Genomic DNA, 23,454 nt, shown 5'->3' with positions numbered 1-23,454 from the left:
ATTCGGGTCTCCATCAATTTCAGGGAGACCTGACGCTCAAAACAGTGTCAGTTCAACGACATCAGGTAATTTCATGACCACCCACTTGCCCAAAGCCACCATCATTCGTTATCCCCAGGGGGAGACCTGCGGTACGGGAACCGTAGTAAAGACCATCCCCCTGGACGACAACCGAAGCGCAATCCTGGTAGACAACACCCCCTTCCACCCGGTCGATTACCAGTGGCCGGACCAGCCCGGCGACCGCGGCGAGATACACTGCGATGGCAGGGTTTACCCTGTCGTATCCTGCCTCACTGGCGCCATTAACCTGGAAGATGACACGCTTTATCTGGATACCGATATCCCGGTCAAAAAAGGCGCTGACGGCTGGTGTTTTGTGGTCGCGCATGTGATTGACGGTACACCGGATCTGACCGGAAAAACGGTTCAGCTTCAGGTGGATGCATCCTATCGACACGCCCTGGATTGTGGTCACAGCGCCTGCCATATTGCCGCCCTGGCGTTGAACCGTGCCCTGCAGGGTTACTGGCGAAAAGACCCGGGCCGACATGACGCCCTGGGGCAGATCGATTTTGATCAGCAGGCTATCACACTGTCGTCCATCGGTGAGTACCATAGCAGTGACCGTTATCGCTGTGGCAAATCACTGAAGAAAAAAGGCCTGAATGCAGCGGATGTGCTCACCGACTTAAACGACATTGAAAAAGCCATTAACCAACAGCTGGCTACCTGGCTTGAAGAAGGGGGTGAGATCCATGTGCGTTGTGAAGGGGAAACGCTGACGGACCGTCGATATTGGGAGTGCCAGCTCGGCCAGGAAGACAAGGTAGTGATTCCCTGCGGCGGCAGTCATGCGAATACGCTGGGAGCCCTTGGCAAAGTCACTGTTTCAATGCACGTGCTGGATGAACAAACGTTTGAGGTCATCACACGCTGCCAACCATAAATAAAACAGGGCGTATGCCCTGTTTGATGGTTTGCCCCTGTCAGAACCAGCGCGCTATCGGCTCCGGTGCAGTGATCAGCGGTTGAACGGCGGTTGTCGAACAGGCGATACCGTTTTTCTGCAACAGCTCACAGGCGTACAGCGCTATCTCATAATGGGTATGGGCGCTGGGATGCACCGTATCAAAGAAGAAATGGTCATCCGGATTGGTACACATGCCGATGCCCTGCCCATCCGCAGCGGCACTGGCGACGTGAGCTGCATCCGCCAACGATGGATTCTGGAGAATATGATTCACCAGAGATTCTTCTGCACTCTCCTTGCTTCTGTTAACGGTGGGCAACCCGGGCGTACTGTCCAGGCAGGCTTTATCCGTGACAATGCCTCGCTGGGCCGCACCGGCCAATAGCTGGGTCAGCATGGCAGCAGCATCCAGCTCAATCAATGCAACATCCGGATAACGGGTTCGCAGCTGGGCCAATGACTGCTTCAGTTCACGGTTATTGGTTTCAATGGCATTTGCCATCCACGCCTGAAGATGCTTTGGCGCCTCACGATAACGGGGGGTCAGGCTGATATCCGGCAGGTTAATCACCACCACGTGTTTTGCACCCAACCGAATCAGTCGTGTGATGTCCGCCGTGTATTTGTTCACCACCTGTTGCGGATCGGGCCACTGGTTGAGGTAGTCGTTGGCACTGTTGAAGAAAATCACCAGCGTTGAGTCACTGTCGACCGTACCAGCCTGCTCTGCCCAGGCACTGACGATCAGTCCTTCACACGGTGGCACCAGACTGCCGGAGACAAACTCCTCGGCCATACTTTCCGGTCCGCTGCAGATATGCATCAGGTCGCCCAGGTGATCCATCTTCTGGGTGGAGCACAACGTCCAGCTACCCGCCATGGCCCGGTTATCCAGCTCAGCGCCCAACATCCGGTAGAGATACAGTGGCCAGACCCCCTTGAAATCGGTACCACCGGAAAACATGCCGGTCAGGTAATAATGCGGATCGGGCAATATCGGGATAGGCAATGTTTTTGTCATATCCAGAAAGGCATTGAGCGCATGTTTTTCCAGGCTGCTTAATTCATCCCTCAACCACTCATGATGGGTCAGCTCCGCATAGCCTGGCACATCCTGCTTCAGGGCATTATTCAGGAACGGCTGCAGATTCATCATAGGCTGCCCGTTTACTGTATTTCCCTTCAGGGTATTCAGCAGCTTCCAGGTGGAGTACGTGCCATTGCTGTCAGAGAGACTGTCGCCAAACACCAGCAGTTTTTTGACCTGCAACCCATCCGCATGACTGACAACAGGCAGGAGACAAACAAGAAACAACGCAAGGAGCCAACGAGCCCCGGCAAGGAAAACTTTCATGACAATACTCCTGAACGCAACCCGGTTCGTCTATGAAAGTAGTCGTATAAACCCGGTTACTCCATTCACATCACACTAATGCAACTGTCGTGATTTACCGCATGGCATTGGCGTCCCATCAGGCATACCATGTCGCAATTTTTTTTGAGCCACTGACCGGACCCCTGCCGTGACTATCGACCTTCTGGCGCTCCTCAACCAGAGTTCTGAGCTACTCCTGTTTGTTATCCTCGGTATTGGTTTGCTGATTGGCAAACTGTCGATTGGCACCTTCAAGCTCGGCGCGACAATCGGGGTGCTGGCCACGGCACTGGCGTTCGGTGAGATGGGGTTCTACCTGCCGCCCGGTATAGAGAGCGTTGGGTTCATGGTCTTTATCTTCTGCGTCGGGATTGAAGCCGGACCCCACTTTTTCAGCGTTTTTATGCGGGACGGCAAGTACTATGCGTCACTGGCTCTTTTCCTTACCGGCACCTCCTTCGGTTTGACCCTGCTGATGTCAAAACTGTTTGATTTTGACAAGGGCCTCACCGCCGGTTTGCTCGCAGGCTCGCTGACGTCTACCCCCGCGCTGGTCGGTGCACAGGAAGCCCTGAAAAGCCTTAGCAATCCAGAAGTAGTGGGGCAGCTCAGCAAGCTGCAGGACAACATGAGCATCGGCTACGCCCTCACATATCTGGTTGGCCTGGTCGGTTTAATGCTGGTCGTTCGTTACCTGCCGCGCATCGTCCGTGTTGACCTGCCCGATGCCGCAAGCACCATCGCCCGGGAACGGGGAATAGACGATAGTGAAAGTCAGAAAACCTACCTGCCCATCATCCGCGCTTACCGGGTCAGCAAGGACCTGGCGGCCGCCTTTGCCGGCCAGAACCTCCGAGAAGTCGGCATCTACCGGCGCACCGGTTGCTATATCGAAAGAATCCGGCGCAAAGGCATTCTGGCTGAGCCGGCCGGCGACGCCATGCTGCAGAAAGGCGATGAAATTGCCCTGCTGGGTTACCCGGACAGCCATGCCCTGCTCGACCCGCTGTTTCGCGAAGGTAATGAGGTCTTTGACCGGGATCTGCTCGATATGCAGATTGTCACCGAAGATATCGTGGTCAAGAACGACCAGCTGGTCGGCAAACATCTCAGTGACCTTAACCTGACCGAGGCAGGATGCTTTCTGAACCGGATAACCCGTTCCCAGATCGAGATGCCGGTTGAGCGTGACATTCTGCTGAACAAAGGGGATGTGCTGCGCGTCAGTGGCGAAAAACGACGGGTGGCCGCCCAGGCCGACAAGATTGGTTTCGTCAGCATCCACAGTCGTGTGACCGACCTGGTCGCTTTTTCCACCTTCCTGGCCATTGGTCTGCTGATCGGGCAAATCACACTGCGTTTCAATAATTATGACTTTACGGTCGGTAATGCCACAGGGCTGCTGATTTCAGGGATTATGATGGGTTATCTACGCGCCATGCACCCCACCATCGGTCACGTGCCGGAAGCGGCGTTGCGCCTGTTAAAAGACCTTGGCTTGCTGGTGTTCATGGTCGGAATCGGTTTGAATGCGGGACGGGGTATCCTGGAATACATGGGTCAGCTCGGACCAATGATCATTGCATCCGGCCTGGTGGTCAGCACTGTGCCCGTTATTTTGTCGTATATCTTTGGCCGTTATGTCCTGAACATGAATCCTGCCCTGCTGCTCGGCGCCATTACCGGCGCCCGCACCTGCGCACCGGCCATGGAAACGGTCAACGACATGTCCCGCAGCTCCATTCCCTCGCTGGGCTATGTGGGCACCTATGCACTGGCTAACGTGTTGTTCACAGTAGCAGGCTCATTGATTGCCACACTGTTCTGAGAACGCTAAACACCACCGTTAACCTTCATGGTATTCAGCGGATGTTACCGGGCGAACTTCATCGACACCGGCAACATCCTGCTGATCAACCGGGCCAGCACAAGGCCAGTCCCCTTCAAGGCGAGTCTGTAAAGCCGGCAGCAACCGGCCTGTCGTGTGCAGCAAACGGTACTGGTCAATCAGCAGGTCATGATCTGCCGTCGTATACCGGTTCTTGGCCGCGAAACTTTCCTGCTGGCTGTCCAGTAAATCAATCAGTGTGCGTTTACCTACCAGGAACTGTTTTTCGTACAGGCTGCGCGAACGATCCGCCAGAGAGACATGGTTCTTCAGCGGTTTGAGCCGGGTACGGCCAAACTCAACCGCCACCCAAGCCAGCCGGACGGCTTCGTCCATGTCTTCAATCTGGTGCTGTCTGCTTTCTATAGCTTCACTGACTTCATGACTGGCCTGTTGTCGCCGGGCGGTATCAGCTCCGCCATTGAACAGGTTATAGCGAATATTCAACAGTGCTGATTCATCGTATTCCGTACCTTTTGCACCATCCCTGTCCTTAGACCAGGACGTTCCCAGAGTGACATCCAACTCGGGCATATAACCGCTTTTGCTGGCATCATAAACGGCTTCCGCCGCACGAATCTCAGCATTGGCTGCAGCAAGTGACGGGTGACCTGTCATCAGTTGTTCAATCGCCATCTCCTGCCCCGCAGGCAACCCTGCTGTCTGAACAGGCCGGACAAAGGCATCCGGCAATGCGCCAACCGCTTTAAGGTAACGGGTTCGGGCATTTCTCAGCGAAGCTTCTGCGCCTATCCGGTCAGCCTGCGCCAGCATTAACCGTCCTTCCGCCTGAGCCAGGTCGGCATCATTGCTGACACCCTTCTCACCCTGCTTCCGGATCAAGGCCACCAGCCGCAGGTGTTCATTAAGATTGTTCTTCGCATGATCACGCAGGGTTTGCGCCTTAAGCACACTAAGGTAAATCTCCGCGACTTCAAGGCCGAGGTTTTCTGCCGTGACACAAACCTGCTGCTCTGCCGCCTGCTGCCGGGCACGCTGTTGACTGACATCTTCCCGGGTTGCAAAACCATCGAACAGTATCTGCCGGGCGACCAGTGATGCCTCCCGACGGGTTCGCACCTGCGACTTATCATCCGCGCTGCCATTGCCATAAGCGGCAACCGTCGTTGTATTACGACTATTCTCGTAGCCAACCGACGCATTGAGATCAAGAGTCGGCAGATAACCGGCACGGGCTTCCCGAACCGACTCCCGCCGTGCCTCTGCAACGGCCATCGTCATACGAAGTTCAGGGTTATCCAGTAATGCTTCTGCGACAGCGTCCTGTAACGTCATTGCCGCACTATTACTGACATAACCCGCCAAGGTGATCGCCAGTAACCATTCCCTGATCTTGGCGTGTTGCATGTTCTCCGCCTCCTGCGTTGCAACCGGACTCTCGTGTCGTGTCTGCCCGGGTTATACGATCAACTGCCCATTCGTGATTAGCTGTAATAACACATCATCGCCGTTTAACAGGTTATCCCTGTTCTGGTCAGACCAGTGGTTTTCATCCAGCCCCTGAAACTGCACCACCAGCTGATGGGTTTCGCCTTCAGCCTGTGCATTCACCTGCAGGGTCGTTTGTTGCTGTTCACTCTCAATAACAGCCGTGACGCCCTGCCCCTTCAGGGACTGAAGCAAGTCGATGGGATCCAGATCAGTGCCGCTGGAAAAATCCAGCAGTTCTGAGAAATCCAGCCTGTCAGCATCACTGCCGGGAGTGGCCGGCTGGCCAAGGGTAAAATCCAGAATACGATCCAGTTGATAGCGATCCTCCTCAACGAGATCGGTCAGGCTGAACCGGAAATCATCACGTCCGGTTCCTCCAGTCATCACATCGTCGCCCTGGCCACCTATCAGTACATCATCCCCACTGCCGCCATCCAGTATGTCATGGTCACGACCACCCATAAGAAGGTCACGATCCTCACCACCGTATAACCGGTCATCACCGCCACCGCCTATCAAGGTGTCATTACCGGCTTCGCCAGAAAACGTATTGCTGTGGGCGTCGTAATCAACGACCAGATCATTGCCACCGCCTGCGGCAAAATCATCATCCACATTGCCGCCATCTTTGAAATAATCATCCTCTGATGTACCGGATTGCGTGCCGTTTCTGTCGGTGATGCGATTCAGGTTATCAGCAGCACTATGCGTAAACACTTCCCCACTGTCGGTGACGGCTACATCAACACTGCTGCTCACACGACTGCCGTCTGAGTCCTCGACCGTAAAATCAAATGTCAGATCAATCGTGCTCTCCACATCCGCTGGCCGAAATACATATTCGCCGTTCAGGTAGTTCACCGTTAGCCAACCCGCTGTGATATCCGGTGATGCCAGTACCTTGAACTGTGTATAAGGTGCTTGAGGGTTAGTGTTCAGCAGCTGTTCCCCCATCCCGTCGCGAAGATCAACACTGTAGACTGTGACCAGACCATCCCCGCCAATATCACGACCAACTAAATCGCCTGTTGCGAGCTGCTGCGGTACTGTCTCTATGAGTTTGTCTGACAGAGTATCAGACGTATTTTCATCCAGTATTTGAGCGTTGCCGGGAAAGGCGATCTGTTCCAGATAGGCGAGATCAGGACCAGTGAGCATCTCCCCGGGCTCTCTGGTCATGAAGCCGACTGCATGGACGTCACTGACACTGTGATTTTGAAGAAAGGTTTCCCAGACCGCCTGGTCGGGTCTCCCGGTACTACGGGAAGGTTCCCCCGCAGTAATAAAGTACATCGCATGATGGTCTGCAGGATCAATCTGACCATTCTCTAAACCGGAGATAAAACCGGCCTCAGCCTCCTGCAAAGCACCTTTGTAGTAGGTGCCACCTTGAGGATCAGAAAGTGCATTAATGGTATTCAGGGTCTGCAATACCGCATCGTCCCCCGCATACCAGCCGTATGACTGATAATTGCCACCGCTGAACGTCACAACCTGGATAGCAAGATCAGCCACAAACTGATAATGGTTCAGCAGGTTTGCCAATGCCTCCTGCATGAGCTCCAGACCGGTCTTACTCGCGTCTTCTGCAGATGGCCACCCCATGGGTTCCGATAAATCGAGCATCAATGTCAGGTTGAGTGTTTCTGTGGCACTGTCATCAATGCCAACGTCGCCTGACAGTGGCTGGGGCGTCCTATCCTCGACCGTAATGATGACATTTGCATTCTGGGTATTACCCTGATTATCCGTGGTCTGATATTGGACAGTGACAGTCTCGGATTCCCCTGACTTCAGGTTGAAATCATTCCCCGTCGAGTAAGCGAGACGATTATCGATAATCGAGACGGCTCCCTTACCGGCTGGTATTTCAGTCCCTGTCTGCGGATCAATAATGGATGCTCGCTCAAGCGTCAGTAAAGGGTTATCAGTACCCGGCACCCTGTCATTGGCTAATACATCAATGACCAGATCACTGCTTTCTGACAGCAGACCAATATCATCAACCGTAATCCATTGATTGATACTGGATTCAGCCTGATTCACATTATTCGGCGTTGAGAGTTGGAAACGGCTCTCTTCTTCAAATGGCCTGGCATCCAGTAACTCATCACGTCCTGATGTCTCTTGCTCACTACCCGTTGTCGGTATCGGCTCAATGGATGGCAACGAATCCGCCACTGCAAACGGAGATTGTGTATCCGTCAGACGATTAAAACGACTAACGGGTAGCGGATCATTTGGGGGAGATTCCAATGCCCCTTCACGGTTTGATGGTGTACCCGCGAGCGGAGGGGGGAATAACAGAGAAGGATCGACGCCATCAGCAATCAGTTGTTCAACTGACAAGGCAAGTTGCTGCCATAGTTCAGCCAGTTCCAGCTGCTGACCGGCAAGGATTTCAACACTATCGCCATTGACCAGATCAAGATGGGCAGAACCATCCAGCAGGGCAACCAGGGTTTCATCATTGTATACCTGATCACCAATAGACAACTGTCGTATTGAACCGTCCACCGCCATGGCGCCGACATTGCCGGACACATGATGAAGAGAACCTATCGCGACAACTGTATCTGCACCCATGCTAACAATCCCTGCCTCTCAACGTAGTACTGGTTCGAAAGTACAACTTTGAGCATAGACAGGGATGCAGAGACCAGCCAAAGTCATGGGTATTAAGAAGCCTGAGCCTGCTCCTCTCGGATAATGCCCAGCTTCTGCATGCGCGACAGCAATGTGGTTCTTGGTAAAGCCAGTTCACGGGCAACGGCAGAAAGATTATGATTGTGCCGTTGTACTGCGGTACGGATCAGTTGGGTTTCATAACTGGCCAGACTTTCCCGCAACGGTCTTGCAGCGGGTAGCGGTAACGCGCCGCGGTTATCCAGTCCGGAGGCCAGGTCAGACAGACTGTCCGGCATCAGGGTGACGGTTTCCATGGTCGCCTCATGACCTGCCAGCAACAGACTACGGCGGATGACATTTTCCAGTTCTCGCACATTGCCTGGCCAGTCATGCTGCTCAAGTTGTCGTATCGCAGTTTCCCCCAGGTGAGTCACTGCCGGATTCAAGGCCGGGCCATAACGTGAAACAAAGCGCCGGGCAATAAGCCCAATGTCGTTCATTCGGTTACGCAAAGGCGGGATCACAATAAAACCGACACTGATCCTGTAATAGAGGTCTTCCCGAAGGTTGCCATCCCGTACCGCATCAAAGGGGGGCTGGTTCATGGCGGTAATCAGGCGGATATCCGCTTTCAATGGTTCCTGACTTCCCAGCGGGCGGTAGTAGCCATCCTGCAAAACCCGTAGCAACTTGCTTTGCAGGGTTATGGGCATGGAATTCAGTTCATCCAGGAACAGTGTGCCGCCATCCGCCAGCGCCAACAGCCCCTTGCGGTTTTCCGCGCCGGTAAAAGCACCGCGGGTCGTACCAAAGAGCGTACTTTCGAGCAGGTTTTCAGGAATCGCCGCACAGTTCAGGCAGAGCATGGATCGACCCGCTCGTGGACTCATGGCATGGGCCCGGCGGGCAAACAGTTCTTTACCTGTACCCGTCTCTCCGTAAATCAGTACCGGCAACTCACTGGCGCCATAAATATCAACCGCCTCGATCTGACGGCGCATGGCCGGGTCGTCACTGATAATCTCCGGGACTTCACGTTGATTGTCGTGTTTACCAGGGCCTGCCGTCAGCACCCGACCGATTTCAATGGCGCCGATAATGTCGCCACTGCGCCCATAGAGCGGCATCGCACTGTGCATATAGTGCAACTGTTCTCCGGCCACGCCATTGTATGCCTGGTAATGATCGGTAAAACGGGACTGCTCCGACAGGCAGCGCAGTAACGTGCTGTCTTCCATCTGCAGCCAGGGACTGACCTCAAGGACATGGTGACCCAGGATATTGTCCGGATCGACGCCATCCATGCGCGCACTTGCCCGGTTGTAATACACAAAATACCCATCACGATCGACGATGGTGACCGGTTGCGTCAGTGAATCCAGTACATGTTTCATGCACAGGACCAGCCAGTTCAGCTCTTCCACCCATCCCCCTTTATCGTTTTTTCGACAGTTCTTGAACAACACCCTGTATCAGCAGGCAACTTTTCCTGTCATATTCTCGACTCCTGTCGAAAAACGGACAAAACCATCGGCAATCATTGCTGAAAGCTGCTCCATCCTCCAGAAAAAACAGCGAAAAACCGGATAAACAGCACCTTTTTCATGATCTGCATCAACAGTCACCGGCACCAGCTTGGCACGCATGTTGTTAGAGGAAGAAGCGTAGATATAACGACGAAAAAGGTAGCAGTTCATGTTCAAGCACATCATCGCCCGTACCCCCTGTCGTGCATTGGTTGACGGCCTGAGTGAAGCTAACCTGGGCAAGCCCGATTACGCCAAGGCGCTGGAGCAGCACAACACCTATATCCGCGCCCTGCAAACCTGCGGCGTTGACATCACCATCCTCCCCCCTGCTGAAGACTTTCCGGATTCTGTCTTTGTTGAAGACCCGGCACTCTGTACACCGCACTGCGCCATCGTCACCCGCCCGGGCGCAGACAGCCGTCGTCATGAAGCGGAACTGATTGCCCCGGTTCTGCACCGATTTTACAAGAATGTTGAACGCATCGTTGAACCCGGCACGCTGGATGCCGGCGATGTGATGATGGTCGGCAGCCATTACTACATTGGCAAGTCAGCACGCACCAATGAAGAAGGGGCGCAACAGCTGATCGCCATTCTTGAAAAATATGGCATGACCGGCTCCATTGTCACCCTCGAAGAAGTCCTGCACCTGAAAACCGGCCTGGCTTACCTGGAAAACAACAACCTGCTGGCGGCAGGCGAGTTTGTCACCAAACCCGAATTCCAGAAATACAACATTATCGAGGTACCGGTCGAGGAGTCCTACGCCGCCAACTGCATCTGGGTGAACGGCAAGGTCATCATGCCCTCCGGCTACCCAAACACCCGCGACAAGATTGCCGCCCTGGGATACGAAGTGATTGAACTGGATACCTCCGAATACCGCAAGGTAGACGGCGGTGTGAGCTGCATGTCTCTGCGTTTCTGAATCATCCCGGATGGTTCACACCCACAACAGGGATGCCCGTGCATCCCTGTTCCCGCCCTCACTAACAGGCAGACTCGGAGTACACAATGACGCAGGGGCATGAGAAAAAACTGGGCGTTGTCGCCATGACCGCCCTGGTGGTCGGCGCAGTGGTCGGCAGCGGCATTTTCAGCCTGCCACAGAACATGGCGGAAGGTGCCGGCGCCGGCCCCATCCTGATTGCGTGGGTCATTACCTTTATCGGTATGCTGGTACTGACGCGTATCTTCCAATGGCTTTCCCTGAACCGTCCGGATATTAACGACGGTGTTTACGGTTATGCCCGCACCGGCTTTGGTGATTACCTGGGGTTCAACGCCGCCTGGGGCTACTGGATTTCCGTCTGGGTGGGCAATGTCGGTTACCTTGTACTGTTGTTCAGCGCACTCGGCTCCTTCTCTTCACTGGGATTTTTTGGAGAAGGCAGCACCCTGCCGGCGATGCTGTGCGGACTTGCGGTTCTCTGGACGCTGCACAGTTTTGTCCTGCGAGGCATCCGCTCCGCGGCCATTCTCAATATCATTGTAACCCTGGCCAAGATTGTGCCGATCTGTTTGTTCGTGCTTTGTGTCATGTTGGCGTTCAAGGTAGAAACCTTCCAGATGGATTTCTGGGGGCACGAAGCCCTCGGCAGTATTACCGACCAGGTCAAGAACACAATGCTTTATACCGTCTGGGTGTTCCTGGGTATTGAGTGTGCAACCGTCTATGCCAGCCGGGCACGCAACATGAAGGTCGTCAGCCAGGCGACACTGTTAGGCTTTTTCATTACCATCTCGTTGCTGGTCTGTGTGTCAGTACTCTCTCTTGGGGTTGTGCCTCAGGCAGAACTGGCCACCATGCGCAATCCATCCATGGCGGCGGTCATGGAACGGGCTGTTGGTCCGTGGGGTGGCGTGCTGATCAACCTGGGTCTGATCATATCCGTCAGTGGTGCATTGTTGGCCTGGAGTATGATCTCGTCCGAAATGCTGTACCTCGCAGCACGGGGAAAACAGAATACGGCGCCGACTTTTTTTGGCCGCCTCAACAGCCATGGCACGCCTGCTAACGCCATGTGGCTGACCAACGCCCTGATTTCACTGTTCCTGATCATCAACCACTTCAACGACGCCGGTTATAACCTGCTGATTCAGCTGGCCTCTTCCATGGCGCTGATTCCTTACCTGCTCTGTGCAGCGTTCGGATTGAAACTCGCGCTCAAGGCCGATGTCCGCTCTGTCACGCTGATTGGCTTAACCGCATTGGGCACACTCTATGGTGCCTGGCTGATCTATGCCGGCGGCACGGAATTCCTGTTGCTGTCGATGATCCTTTATATGGTGGGTGCACCGTTTTATCTCAAAGCACGGCATGAACGGGGCGAAAAACTGTTTGCCTCACCGCTGGAAACCACCGGTGCTGTTTTTGTTGTTGTATTAGGGATCTCGGCGCTCTATTTATTAAACGTCGGCGAACTGGTGATCTGAGTTTCTACACCTCGCTGAATCATCGAATCTTATTTCGATATTCACACACAGTCAGACTGACAAAAATATCTTGTCAGTCTGACTGTCCTGTTTGTTATGTTCATTCCCAGGCTCTACAGTTAAAAAAATTGCAGCAAAAATAACAATTGTTGAACGGGGTTCTGCCCTGTAGTCTGCAATCCCTTTTTTACCTGCTGACCGGAACCGGGACGACACATTGATTACCACCGCCAATATCACCATGCAGTTCGGGGACAAACCCCTGTTCGAAGACATCTCCGTCAAGTTTGGTGACGGCAACCGCTACGGCCTGATTGGCGCCAACGGCTGCGGAAAATCCACCCTGATGAAAATTCTGAGCCGGGAACTGGAACCGTCTTCCGGTACGGTCAGCAAGGATCCCAATGACCGCGTCGCCAAACTGAATCAGGATCAGTTTGCCTACGAACAGCACACCGTGATTGATACGGTCATCATGGGGCATGCGGAACTCTGGAAAGTCAAGCAGGAACGTGACCGTATCTATTCCCTGCCGGAGATGACCGAAGAAGACGGCATGCGTGTCGCCGACCTGGAAGTCCAGTTCGCTGAAATGGACGGTTACTCTGCCGAAGCCCGTGCCGGTGAACTGCTGCTGGGTGTCGGCATTCCCACCGAACAGCATTTCGGCCTGATGAGTGCCGTTGCTCCCGGCTGGAAACTGCGGGTTCTGCTGGCGCAGGTACTGTTTGCTGATCCAGATATCATGTTGCTGGACGAACCGACCAACAACCTGGATATCAACGCCATTCGCTGGTTGGAAGGCGTGCTGAGCCAGCGTGACTGCACCATGATCATCATCTCCCACGACCGTCATTTCCTGAACAGCGTCTGCACCCATATGGCCGATCTGGATTACGGTGAGCTGCGCGTCTACCCCGGCACCTATGACGAATACATGACCGCCGCCACCCAGGCCCGCGAACGCCAGCAAGCTGACAATGCCCGCAAGAAAGCCCAGATTGCGGAACTGCAGGCCTTTGTCAGTCGCTTCTCCGCCAATGCTTCCAAAGCAAAACAGGCAACATCCCGTGCCCGCCAGATCGACAAAATCAAGCTGGATGAAATCAAGCCTTCCAGCCGACAGAGTCCATTTATCCGGTTTGAGCAGGAGAAAAAACTGTTCCGTCAGGCGCTGGAGGTAACCAACCTGTCACAGGGGTATGGTGATGAATTGCTGTTCTCTGGCGTAAAGCTGCTGGTAGACGTCGGCGAGCGTATTGCCGTGATTGGCCAGAACGGTATCGGTAAGAGTACCTTCATGAATACCTTGGCAGGTGCCATGGTGCCGAAGTCTGGCGAAGTGAAGTGGTCAGAAAACGCCAATATCGGTTACTACGCCCAGGATCACAGCGCGGACTTTGAAATCGACATGAACCTGTACGACTGGATGGACCAATGGAAACCCGCCGGTAACGATGAGCAGTTCACCCGCAGCTTCCTGGGCCGGATGCTGTTCTCACAGAACGACATCAAGAAATCCACCCGCGTCATTTCCGGTGGTGAGCAGGGGCGGATGCTGTTCGGCAAGCTGATGATGCAGCAGCCCAACATCCTGCTGATGGACGAACCCACTAACCACATGGACATGGAATCCATCGAAGCACTGAACCTGGCGTTGGAGAATTACGAAGGTACGCTGATCTTTGTCAGCCATGACCGGCAGTTTGTTTCCTCGCTGGCGACACGAATTATTGAGATTACGGAAGACGGTATTACCGATTTCCATGGCAGCTACGATGACTATCTGCGTAGTCTGGATGCCACTGACTGATTGACAGGACGGTAAGGTTCAAGAAAGTCATTCTATCTGAGGCGGGAGTTCCTCTCTCGCCTTATTTACCCCAACAAATTTTCTTACTAACTGGGTCAAACCATTGAATGGCACGTCCCCAATCGTTCAAAGGACCTTCAATAAATCATCCAGCGCAAACGGCTTCTCAAGAATGACATCTGCACCTTTCCGCTGTGCTTTACGCAAATAAGAACCCACCAGGTTATGGTTTTCCTCAGACACCTTTCCACCACCGGATATTGCCGCGATCTTGACCCCGGGCCGTTTTTTTCTTACTTCCTCACATAACTCCATGCCATCCATTTTGGGCATAAGGATATCGGTAATCATAATACTGACTTCCTCCTGCTGCTCCAGCACGTTCAGTGCTTCCACGCCGTTGGCAGCCAGAAAAACCCGGTAGCCTTCATCTTCCAGGCAGAATGCCAGCTCCTCCCGGAGCTCGCTCACATCATCAACAACAAGTACCGTCTTGGCCATGCTTATGCTCCTTGTTCAAGGTCAGGATAAAACAGGTATTCGGACAATGGTCGTCAATACTTAATACACCACCATGCCCATGGATTATGGTTTTGGAGATACTGAGTCCCAGGCCCGTACCTTTGCCAATATCCTTAGTGGTATACATAGGTTCGAATATTCTTTTCTGAATATCGGCGGGAATACCTGGGCCGGAGTCCATCACCCGTATAATCACCTGTCGCTCGGTCTGATTGACCTGGATACGAATCCATTTTTCATCCAGCTGCTTGACCGCATCACAGGCATTATTCAGCAGGTTGACAATCACCTGAGACAGGTGCAAACGCTGACACTCGATGGCCGCAGCATCGCTTCCGTCGTGGTATTTAATCGAGAAATCAATGCCGTTGACCCTGTATTTCTCCTCAACCAGTTCAGCAGCATCCATGATAAAATCAGCCACTGGGCAACTCTGAAAATTCTCATTGTGACTGTTTCGGGATATTTTGCTAAGGCTATTGATGATACCGGATATCCGGTTGACCGATGTCACAACCTTGTTCAAAGACACTAAGTCCCTGCTATCCAGGGCTCCTTTTTCCAGCTTTCGAATCAATCGCTCGGCACTCAGTTTAATCGCCTGTATCGGGCTGTTAATTTCATGAGCCATACCACTGGCCAGATCACCGAGTGCCGCCTTCTTGGCAGATAAAACGGCCTTGGCCTGACTCTGCAATACGGCAAATTCCTTTTTCTTGAGCTGAATGCGTGTAGAATCGAACGCCCTGGCCAGCTCACCAATCTCATCCCTGCGATCAAGCGGCAACGATATCGTAGTATCACCATGCACCAACGCGTCAGAGGCTTTGATTACATCCTGCAACGGGCTGAGGAGTCGGCGCGTCCACACGCCCACAATAAACATGCAGGTCATGACCAGCAACGCAAGATACACCAGATTCCTGTTGAGCAGCCCAATGGTTTTATCCAGCATGGCCTGCTCTGACGCCAGCAGAAAGACCCCCATAAACCGATCCTGATGACGAGGGTCAAACTTTGCGCGTACCATTTGCAGCAACCAGGTTTCATGGTTGATTTCAAAATGCTGCACACCGTTAGTCACTGTCGTTTCATTGATCCACAGAGCTTTAGGTACGCGTTCCGTAATGACAGATTGCTCATCAAACTCAAAGGCAAAATTCAATGAACCATCCGGGTTGACCAGGATATCGCCCTCAGTATTCGTCAGGTACATTGAAGAATGGTCTGGTGATGACGCAATAATGCGATGAAAAATGGGCTTGAACGCCATGCTGATAACAATCAGACCATAGAGTTCGCCGTCTATGTAAACCGGGCTGGATGCACGCATCACGGGTGTATAGGGTTGTATCACGTCCCCATATTCACGATTCAGGGTAATGTCGGAGAGATACACGTCTCCAGCACCCAGCTTCAGTGATTGCTGATAAAACGTTCTGTGACGTTTATTTTGCAATTCATAATCTGGCATCCGATAAACAGCGTCTTCATGACGCTCAATGGCCAGAACCTCTTCACCGCCGTTTTTTACGCCGATCACTCGTACTTTGTTGTAATTGGGTTTTGATCGTGCGAAGTTCACCAGCAGATCCACAAGGTGTGCTTTATCATGACTGCTTTGACGGCCCTGCGGAGCGTCAGTCGACGTATCGGCCAGCACCGCCAGTACAGCATGCAGATTACTCAGGAAAACCGCATCGCTGCTGAGGTTATCAATTTCCTCAACCAGTATCATGCTGGCAATATTGGCTTCAGTCGTCAGGTGGGATTCCGCCTGCTCAAACAGGATATGGGCCGAACCTCGAAACAGCATGAACTCCACGGCTGCCGCTGCCAGCGCGACAGAAATGCCGGTCAGCAGTGAGAATTTTGCCGTAATGTTCAGCGACCGCCGAAATGGCCAGTAGAGCTTGATCATCCCTGAATGATGCCCGGTATTATCAGTACCCCAATTTATTCAACATAGTTCATCCGACTATTGAGAACTGATTGCCGCAAACCACAAGCTGCATAATTTAAAAGATACTTCCTTACCGCAATGACAATTCCAGTTGTAATAACCAAAAGAGGGCAGGCCGACCGGCATTTCTCCTTTCATCGCCCAATAAACTTACCAAAGCCAATAGATCATCACTATTCAATCCACTAATCCGTGTAGAACGCTTTGCAATAAAAAACACTGATAACAGACTTTTATTGATGTAATGCAAGAAGAGTAAGCCTGAGGGGATGCTATAACAGCGCGGACAAACATAAGCGTAAAACAAGCATGAACCATGTCCCATTTGCAACAGATCTATGATGTTGATATCAAACTGCTGCGGCTGTTCATGGCCATTGTCCGTTGTGGGGGGTTTTCGTCGGCCCAGAACCAGCTGAACATGAGCCAATCAACCATCAGCCACCAGATGAGCCAGCTCGAAGAACGTCTGGGGCTGGTGCTCTGTCAACGGGGCCGGGGAGGGTTTTCGCTTACGAGGGAAGGAAAGGCGGTATTCAGCGCAACAGAGCGACTGTTGGCCGCCGTGGAAACCTTTCGACAGGAAGTCGGCACCATCACCCACGTGTTGTCAGGCGATCTCAGTATTGGTGTCGTCGATAACACCATCACGGATCGCAGTCTGCCGCTGACAACTGCGATTCGGGAATTCAGAAAACTTGGCGGTGACGTCAACATCCATATTACCGTGGACTCGCCTGAGCATCTGATAGCCGATGTCGTTCAAGGAAAACTCCATCTGGCTATTGGCCTCTTTCCCGTAGCTCATAGTGGGTTGAACCATACACCACTCTACCGGGAAAAACATTGTCTCTACTGCGCCAGCAGTCATCCTTTTTACCATGAGACACCCTCACTCTATGACCTGGCGGAGTGTCCGGCAGTCCTGCGCAGCTACATGTACGACAATGACCAGAAGTACATCGGCAATGGCACCCGAAATGCCTATGCCAATAATATTGAAGCACTGGTGACATTGATTCTGACGGGAAGCTATATCGGTTTTCTACCTGAACACTATGCCCGGAAATGGCTGGAGAATGGTGAGTTAAAAGTACTGCACCCTGACACCTGTGTCCGCTACTCCACCTTTGACATGGTCACGGCCAGAAAACAACCGGATACGCTGGTACTCAAGCAGTTTGTCCAGTTATTCCGGTCACTCTTGAACCAACATCACCCGTCACCCCAAAATAGCTGCGCAGCAGGATGATAAAATGCCTGTGTGAACAAAATGAGAAAATGAATAAACAACCTGCTCAGAAAAAGCAGGTTGTTTATTCATTAGATCAAACGCTATTAACGGAGGGTAATAGCTGTCGGTGATGGATCATCATGAAAATGACCGACTGTTTCCAGAACGAGACCTTCTTCACGGGCCGTAGCCAGAAATGCCGGCTCAGCATCGGAACTTACCGCTACCAGCAGGCCACCACTGGTTTGGGGGTCCAACAGAATTTTGATATCTCTTTCTGTGATCGGCGCGATACGCTCACCATAACTGTCGTAGTTACGCTGGCTGCCACCCGGTGCACAGCCCAATGCCAAATAGCGATCCACATCCGGCAGTAACGGCACGGCGTCGCGGTAGACAACAGCGCCCAGCCCACTACCTTCACACATTTCCAGAAGGTGCCCCAACAGTCCAAACCCCGTAACATCGGTCATCGCCGTCACGCCCTCGATTGCCGCAAATGCAGCACCCGGTTTGTTCAGGCGACACATGGTTTCCGTCACCAGTCGCTCATGCTCCGGCTGGCAATGGCCTTTCTTGATCGCCGTAGAAAGAATACCGATACCCAATGGTTTGGTCAGGTACAGCCGGTCACCGGCTTTCGCGCCACTGTTACGCTTCAGGCGTTCAACCGGTACACGGCCATTCACAGACAAGCCAAAGATTGGCTCCGGTGTATCAATACTATGACCACCGGCCAGCGGCATGCCGGCATCGCGGCACGCATCACGACCACCGCGCAAAACGTCACGGGCCACTTCCGGTGGCAACGTATTAATTGGCCAGCCCAGAATCGCAAGGGCCATCATGGGGGTTCCACCCATGGCGTACACATCGCTGATGGCATTGGCTGCTGCTATCCGTCCGAAGTCGTAAGGATCATCAACAATCGGCATGAAAAAGTCAGTGGTGCTGATAATGGCTTCATCATTATCCAGTGCATAAACCGCTGCATCATCCGCGGTATCGTTGCCCACCAGCAAAGACGGATGTCCGGTGTTATCAGACAACCCTTCAAGCATCGTTCCCAAGACCTTGGGAGAAATTTTGCAGCCTCAGCCACCACCATGGGAATAACGGGTCAGGCGTACCTGTTCTGTCGTTTCATCCATCCGCACCGGACGGAGATCGGTGTTGTTGTCACTCATGCATCATACTCTCACCAGGGCGGGATCAATAGCTTCGAGACCAGACTTCAACAGTTGGTAATCAATCAGCTGGAAATCGCCAAGCGTTTTGTCGTCGTAGTGCCGGTTCCGGGGCACAGCCGTCATCGTATTGAAGCGGTCAATGGCACTTTCAATGATTTCCAGCGAGCGCATATCCAGCGTGCCTTCAATGTCGTCGATGGCCACAGAACGGTAGGGCGACTCCCCGGGCTTGACGCTGCCCGCCAGGGGGTGAGTCAGCAAACGGGCACCGCCATGGATCCGGTTACGCGCCTGGTGCAGTACCTTTTCATAGCTGTCGCAGGCCTGTTGCTTCAGCGTTGCAAAATCAGACGCTACCTTCGGGTTGTTGCTGATGATCAGCAGTTGTTTTGCCATGGTTTATGCCGCCTTATCGTGAGCATCCGGCAGTTTCAATACTATCCGGTCGTTATCATCCCGCCGGACCCAGCGATCCAGTTCCATTTTATTCAGCAGGGGAATGATGTACTTCCGGCTGAGACCAGTACGCTCACGAGCCAGGTTGATACCGAACCGCTCACCTTCGCCCAGGCCTGCCAGAATATCCCGCAGCAATTGATCGTAGAGTTCTGTCGCGTAATAAATTTTGCCTTCAAGGGCCACCACGAAACCAAGACGCACCAGGTTCCGCATCAGTTTCTGGCCACCGACAATCTTTTCCTTGTCCGCCTCAAAACCGTCCTTGCCACTGCCACGGATACGAGCCAGTAACTGTTGGCCGTCCTGACCCAGATCGTCTTCTGATGCACCGCCACCGGCCATCCAGGCATCCTTACTCATACGAATCCTGTCTTCGTCTTTCAGGCCCAGTAACACCTGTTCCATGACTGCAATATTGACGGACAGTCGCGTACTGAGTTCTCCCAGCGTCATGGCGATGCCTTCACCATCCAGCAGTTTCAAAATGCGTTCGCGCAGTGATTCATTGAAGGTACGGCTGACCAGCCAGTCACCCAGCGCAAGATAATCATTGCTGTCGATGATGGCATCACCATCCGCTACAGCCACCAGCGGCGCATAACCATTCAGGTCAAGACTGAGGCGCAACTGGTCTGAAGGCACCAGCGTTTCCGGCAGATCATTCAGCAGTGCCTGCAAGCGTTTACGCAGGTGCATGGCGACATCACTGGTCCAGACAATACGACCACTGTGGATCAGTTCACTGCCACCATGACGGATCATTGCCATGGACTGCCCCCAGAAACAGGGCACCGGCTTATCGAACTTCAGCAATGCAAGACGAGTGTCTTTGATATAAACCAGTCGCGCCAACCCATTCCAGGTACCGAGTGCCACTTCCACTTCCCGGTTCCGGCGACTGGTATCTGCACCCTCTTCAAGACGAACAAACAAACGGTCCGTGACCTGGCACAGTGCGTCACGGCCTGCGATGCAACAGCCCCGCTCCAATTCCTTGCGGGTGACACCTTTCAGGCCAACCGCCACACGGGAAACCGGTTCGGCTTCGTCCAGGTTTTTATGGTAGGACTGCAGGGTTCTGACCTGTACATCCTTACCGGAAGGATACATCTTCAACCGGTCACCGACCTTCAGAGAGCCGTCTGCCAAGCTGCCGGTCACTACGGTACCAATGCCGTTTACGGTGAATACCCGGTCAATATAGAGGTGCGCTGCATTGCCCAAAGGCAGACGCTCGACCTGACGCAAGTGACGAAGAACCATCTTGCGCAGCGCGTTGATATTTTCCCCGGTCAGGGCAGAAACAGTGATGGATTCCGGTATTTCGTCGGTGATGGCAAGACAGTGTTCCAGCGCTTCTTCTTCCACCAGCGCCAGCGTTTCAGCGTCTACGGTGTCCGACTTGTTGATGCAGAGAATGACATTACGGATTCCCATGGCATGGGCCACCTTCAAGTGATCCGTTGTCATCGGCATCCAGCCTTCATCGGCCGCCACGACCAGCAGCACCAGATCCAGGCTCCAGACGCCGGCAACCATGTTGCGAATAAAACGTTCATGGCCGGGTACATCGATGACACCGACAGTATTACCGTCGTCGTCATCAAAATGCGCAAACCCCAGGTCCAGGGTCATGCCCCGCGCCTGTTCCACCGGCCGAGCCGTGGTTATACCAGTCAGCGCCTTGATCAGGGCGGTCTTGCCATGGTCCACATGGCCGGCTGTGCCAATCACCGCTTTCATAAGCTGAGATAACTCCTGAGTTGTTCTGTCAGCACAGGGATTTCCCGGGGCAGAATCGCCGCCATGTTGAGCTGTACACGGTCATTACGGATCACACCAATCACAGGTAATGGCATGGCCCGCAGATCCGCAAGGATCTGGTCAGCCTGTTTATCGATCTGTAATTCCAGCGACCAGGATGGGAAAAATTCATCTGGCAACGTGCCGCCACCCACGACCATTTCAGAGGGCAGCAAACGGACTTTGTCACCCAGTTCGGACGCCAGCTGCTGTGCCCGTTCCTGAATAACGGCCTGGCCGGTCGCCGCCTTTTCTGCCACGCCCTGCCCTTCTGATTCGCGGTTGAGTTTCCGAACCAACAGTTCTTCGAGAAGGGAATACACCATCCGACCGGGACGGAAGGCACGCATCAGGGGATTTTTCTCAAGCTTCTGTACGATTTCCTTTCGGCCGCAGATGATACCGGCCTGGGGACCACCCAGAATTTTGTCGCCAGAGAAACAGACGAGGTCAGCACCTGCACGGATATAATTCGACGACGGTGTCTCATTTGCCGCAAACCGTTCCGTCGACAGCCCTGATCCCTGGTCAACGGCCAGAATCACATGTTCAGGCAGTCGGCGAGCCACTTCACGAATATCCGGTGATTCAGTAAAACCACGCACGACGAAGTTTGAGCAATGCACCATCAACACCATCGCGGTGTTTTCAGTAACGGCATTGATATAATCATCAGCCGTCGTAATGTTCGTGGTACCGACTTCAACCAGCTTGGCACCGGACAAGGCAAGAATATCGGGAATTCGGAATCCACCGCCAATCTGGATCTGCTCACCACGGGAAACAATCACTTCCTTACCGCGGGCCAGCTCATTCAACAGCAGATAGACGGAAGCGGCGTTATTATTGACCACCATACCTTCTTCGGCGCCTGTCAGACTGCTCAGCAACTGACTGACAATGCCCTTACGCTGACCACGTTTGCCGTCCGAGAGTTTGATTTCCAGGTTGCAGTAACCCGTGTTCACATCAGCAACTGAGTCCCACAGTTCAGGATCAATCGGTGAACGTCCGAGATTGGTGTGCACGACGGTTCCCGTGGCATTGATCACACGGGCATGACGCTGGTTCAACAGAAAACGACAGTCGTCTTCCAGCCTGGCATAGAGCGTTTCATCAGAAATACCGTCAGTGCGGAAAGATACCTCTTGTCGTATGGCTGCCAGTGTACGGCGCACGACATCAGTAACCAGCGGACGACTCAGTTGACGGATATAGGGGGCAAGGATCGGTTCCTGGAGCAGCTGCTCCACTTGCGGCAGGCGAACGATTCCCTTCGGGTTTGCGCTCATGGCTATAACAACCCCGCAGTCTTGCGTGTAATAAGAAGGAGAGAAAAGCAGTGGCGGAAGGAGCAGGAATCGAACCTACCAAGGATAAAAAAATATCCTTTAAAAACAGCAGCTTACGACGTAAGATCACAAAAAATGACAAATGAATGAAAAAGTTCCAGATTTTTTTAGCATATCTAACACTTTTTTAGTATGCAAAAAACCATAAAAAATAACCATACAAATTGTGTTTTTTGAACGATCGTTCAATAGCAACTATTTTTCGGTCAGTGATATTTACGCCTTCCACCGGCTAAAAAATATGGGTGCATTTTACGGATATGCGCCCAATGTTGTTTGACCTGTGTCATGGTTTCTCATCCCCAATTCTCAGGCTCAATATCCCGCATTGTGACACCCGGCAAACGACCTTTGATCTCTGTCGCACGGGCATGGAGTTGGGCAGATCGCACCGCCCTGGCAACGAGCATATCGTTGTAAACAACATCAAGCTGAGGCCGTGTCAGAGCAACTACTGAGTTGTCCGCCATAGTCCAATCCAGAGTGCCGGTGGGGGCGATAGTGTCGAATACCTGAAGGGCGTTCACCATCCGTGTCTCTGATTTCGGGTCACAATCCACCATATAACCCCCTACCTGAATAGGGGCTATTTCCATCCGATCACGGGCAGCGTTAATGTCATCCCTGTCTGCCGGTTGTTGGGCAAGGGCATCATACGGCTGTAACGATGGCATCGAACTCTACCTCCTTGTAGGGAAAATTAACCAGCAAAAAATGGTGGGTACCCTCAGTCACAGACACCCACTCGATAAACCCGTCATCAACCACCCCATCAAACCCCGGACAAATGACCCTTGTCCCGGCAGGGATACCCTCAACACGCAACACTTGTCCTGT

Annotated in this window: 19 protein-coding genes; 6 read left to right on the top strand and 13 right to left on the bottom strand. The window is 53.1% G+C overall.

Going from position 1 to position 23,454, the window contains the following annotated elements:
- Nucleotides 1-73 precede the first annotated feature (73 nt).
- A complete protein-coding gene (locus ABD892_RS19220; RefSeq protein WP_345197670.1) occupies nucleotides 74-949 on the top strand; it encodes an alanyl-tRNA editing protein in 876 nt (291 codons plus the stop codon).
- A gap of 40 nt (nucleotides 950-989) precedes the next feature.
- Here the strand turns inward: ABD892_RS19220 and ABD892_RS19215 are convergent, their stop codons facing one another.
- Nucleotides 990-2,327 (bottom strand): SGNH/GDSL hydrolase family protein, encoded by a 1,338-nt coding sequence (locus tag ABD892_RS19215; RefSeq protein WP_345197669.1) that lies wholly within the window; start codon nucleotides 2,325-2,327, stop codon nucleotides 990-992.
- A 169-nt stretch (nucleotides 2,328-2,496) separates the two neighbouring features.
- Here ABD892_RS19215 and ABD892_RS19210 point away from each other — a divergent pair, with 169 nt between their 5' ends.
- A complete protein-coding gene (locus ABD892_RS19210) occupies nucleotides 2,497-4,176 on the top strand; it encodes an aspartate:alanine antiporter (protein WP_345197668.1) in 1,680 nt (559 codons plus the stop codon).
- Between the two features lie 18 nt (nucleotides 4,177-4,194).
- On the opposite strand, the gene ABD892_RS19205 is transcribed toward ABD892_RS19210, so the two are convergent.
- The 4 genes from ABD892_RS19205 to ABD892_RS19190 all read right to left on the bottom strand — a co-directional run bounded on the left by ABD892_RS19205 (nucleotide 4,195) and on the right by ABD892_RS19190 (nucleotide 9,962).
- The gene (locus ABD892_RS19205; protein WP_345197667.1) at nucleotides 4,195-5,604 is read right to left on the bottom strand and encodes a TolC family outer membrane protein; all 1,410 of its coding nucleotides are present in this window, start codon (nucleotides 5,602-5,604) and stop codon (nucleotides 4,195-4,197) included.
- Nucleotides 5,605-5,655: 51 nt separating this feature from the next.
- Nucleotides 5,656-8,274, bottom strand: a complete 2,619-nt coding sequence (locus ABD892_RS19200; protein ID WP_345197666.1) for a type I secretion C-terminal target domain-containing protein — start codon at nucleotides 8,272-8,274, stop codon at nucleotides 5,656-5,658.
- Nucleotides 8,275-8,366: 92 nt separating this feature from the next.
- Nucleotides 8,367-9,710, bottom strand: coding sequence for a sigma-54 interaction domain-containing protein (locus ABD892_RS19195; RefSeq protein ID WP_345197664.1), 1,344 nt, complete (start codon nucleotides 9,708-9,710; stop codon nucleotides 8,367-8,369).
- Nucleotides 9,711-9,788: 78 nt separating this feature from the next.
- Complete coding sequence (locus ABD892_RS19190) at nucleotides 9,789-9,962, bottom strand: hypothetical protein (RefSeq protein WP_345197663.1); 174 nt, start codon at nucleotides 9,960-9,962, stop codon at nucleotides 9,789-9,791.
- Nucleotides 9,963-10,011: 49 nt separating this feature from the next.
- Between ABD892_RS19190 and ddaH the strand changes: the two genes are divergently transcribed.
- The 3 genes from ddaH to ABD892_RS19175 all read left to right on the top strand — a co-directional run bounded on the left by ddaH (nucleotide 10,012) and on the right by ABD892_RS19175 (nucleotide 14,094).
- Nucleotides 10,012-10,773, top strand: a complete 762-nt coding sequence (gene ddaH, locus ABD892_RS19185) for a dimethylargininase (RefSeq protein ID WP_345197661.1) — start codon at nucleotides 10,012-10,014, stop codon at nucleotides 10,771-10,773.
- A gap of 86 nt (nucleotides 10,774-10,859) precedes the next feature.
- Complete coding sequence (locus tag ABD892_RS19180; protein ID WP_345197660.1) at nucleotides 10,860-12,281, top strand: basic amino acid/polyamine antiporter; 1,422 nt, start codon at nucleotides 10,860-10,862, stop codon at nucleotides 12,279-12,281.
- A 217-nt stretch (nucleotides 12,282-12,498) separates the two neighbouring features.
- A complete protein-coding gene (locus ABD892_RS19175; protein ID WP_345197659.1) occupies nucleotides 12,499-14,094 on the top strand; it encodes an ABC-F family ATPase in 1,596 nt (531 codons plus the stop codon).
- A gap of 126 nt (nucleotides 14,095-14,220) precedes the next feature.
- Here the strand turns inward: ABD892_RS19175 and ABD892_RS19170 are convergent, their stop codons facing one another.
- Complete coding sequence (locus ABD892_RS19170; protein WP_345197658.1) at nucleotides 14,221-14,595, bottom strand: response regulator; 375 nt, start codon at nucleotides 14,593-14,595, stop codon at nucleotides 14,221-14,223.
- Complete coding sequence (locus ABD892_RS19165; protein WP_345197656.1) at nucleotides 14,570-16,537, bottom strand: ATP-binding protein; 1,968 nt, start codon at nucleotides 16,535-16,537, stop codon at nucleotides 14,570-14,572. The genes ABD892_RS19170 and ABD892_RS19165 overlap by 26 nt, the downstream gene beginning before the upstream one ends.
- A gap of 358 nt (nucleotides 16,538-16,895) precedes the next feature.
- On the opposite strand from ABD892_RS19165, the gene ABD892_RS19160 reads away from it, so the two are divergent.
- Nucleotides 16,896-17,831, top strand: a complete 936-nt coding sequence (locus ABD892_RS19160) for a LysR family transcriptional regulator (protein WP_345197655.1) — start codon at nucleotides 16,896-16,898, stop codon at nucleotides 17,829-17,831.
- 86 nt (nucleotides 17,832-17,917) lie between these two features.
- On the opposite strand, the gene selD is transcribed toward ABD892_RS19160, so the two are convergent.
- The 6 genes from selD to ABD892_RS19130 all read right to left on the bottom strand — a co-directional run.
- Nucleotides 17,918-18,964 (bottom strand): selenide, water dikinase SelD, encoded by a 1,047-nt coding sequence (gene selD / locus ABD892_RS19155; protein ID WP_345197677.1) that lies wholly within the window; start codon nucleotides 18,962-18,964, stop codon nucleotides 17,918-17,920.
- 39 nt (nucleotides 18,965-19,003) lie between these two features.
- Nucleotides 19,004-19,399: a GrdX family protein gene (locus tag ABD892_RS19150; protein ID WP_345197654.1), complete on the bottom strand. Its 396-nt coding sequence runs from the start codon at nucleotides 19,397-19,399 to the stop codon at nucleotides 19,004-19,006.
- 3 nt (nucleotides 19,400-19,402) lie between these two features.
- Nucleotides 19,403-21,205: a selenocysteine-specific translation elongation factor gene (selB, locus tag ABD892_RS19145; protein WP_345197653.1), complete on the bottom strand. Its 1,803-nt coding sequence runs from the start codon at nucleotides 21,203-21,205 to the stop codon at nucleotides 19,403-19,405.
- The gene (selA, locus tag ABD892_RS19140; protein WP_345197652.1) at nucleotides 21,202-22,557 is read right to left on the bottom strand and encodes an L-seryl-tRNA(Sec) selenium transferase; all 1,356 of its coding nucleotides are present in this window, start codon (nucleotides 22,555-22,557) and stop codon (nucleotides 21,202-21,204) included. Before selA ends, selB begins: the two co-directional genes overlap by 4 nt.
- Nucleotides 22,558-22,913: 356 nt before the next feature.
- Nucleotides 22,914-23,291: a DUF4376 domain-containing protein gene (locus ABD892_RS19135; RefSeq protein ID WP_345197650.1), complete on the bottom strand. Its 378-nt coding sequence runs from the start codon at nucleotides 23,289-23,291 to the stop codon at nucleotides 22,914-22,916.
- A partial coding sequence (locus tag ABD892_RS19130) for a hypothetical protein (RefSeq protein WP_345197649.1) occupies nucleotides 23,269-23,454 on the bottom strand: 186 nt, incomplete at its 5' end. The genes ABD892_RS19130 and ABD892_RS19135, both read right to left, overlap by 23 nt.

The organism is Kistimonas scapharcae (assembly GCF_039540975.1).
Taxonomy (GTDB): domain Bacteria; phylum Pseudomonadota; class Gammaproteobacteria; order Pseudomonadales; family Endozoicomonadaceae; genus Kistimonas; species Kistimonas scapharcae.
Note: the sequence above shows the minus strand (reverse complement) of the source record. Positions and strands in the feature narration are given on the sequence as shown.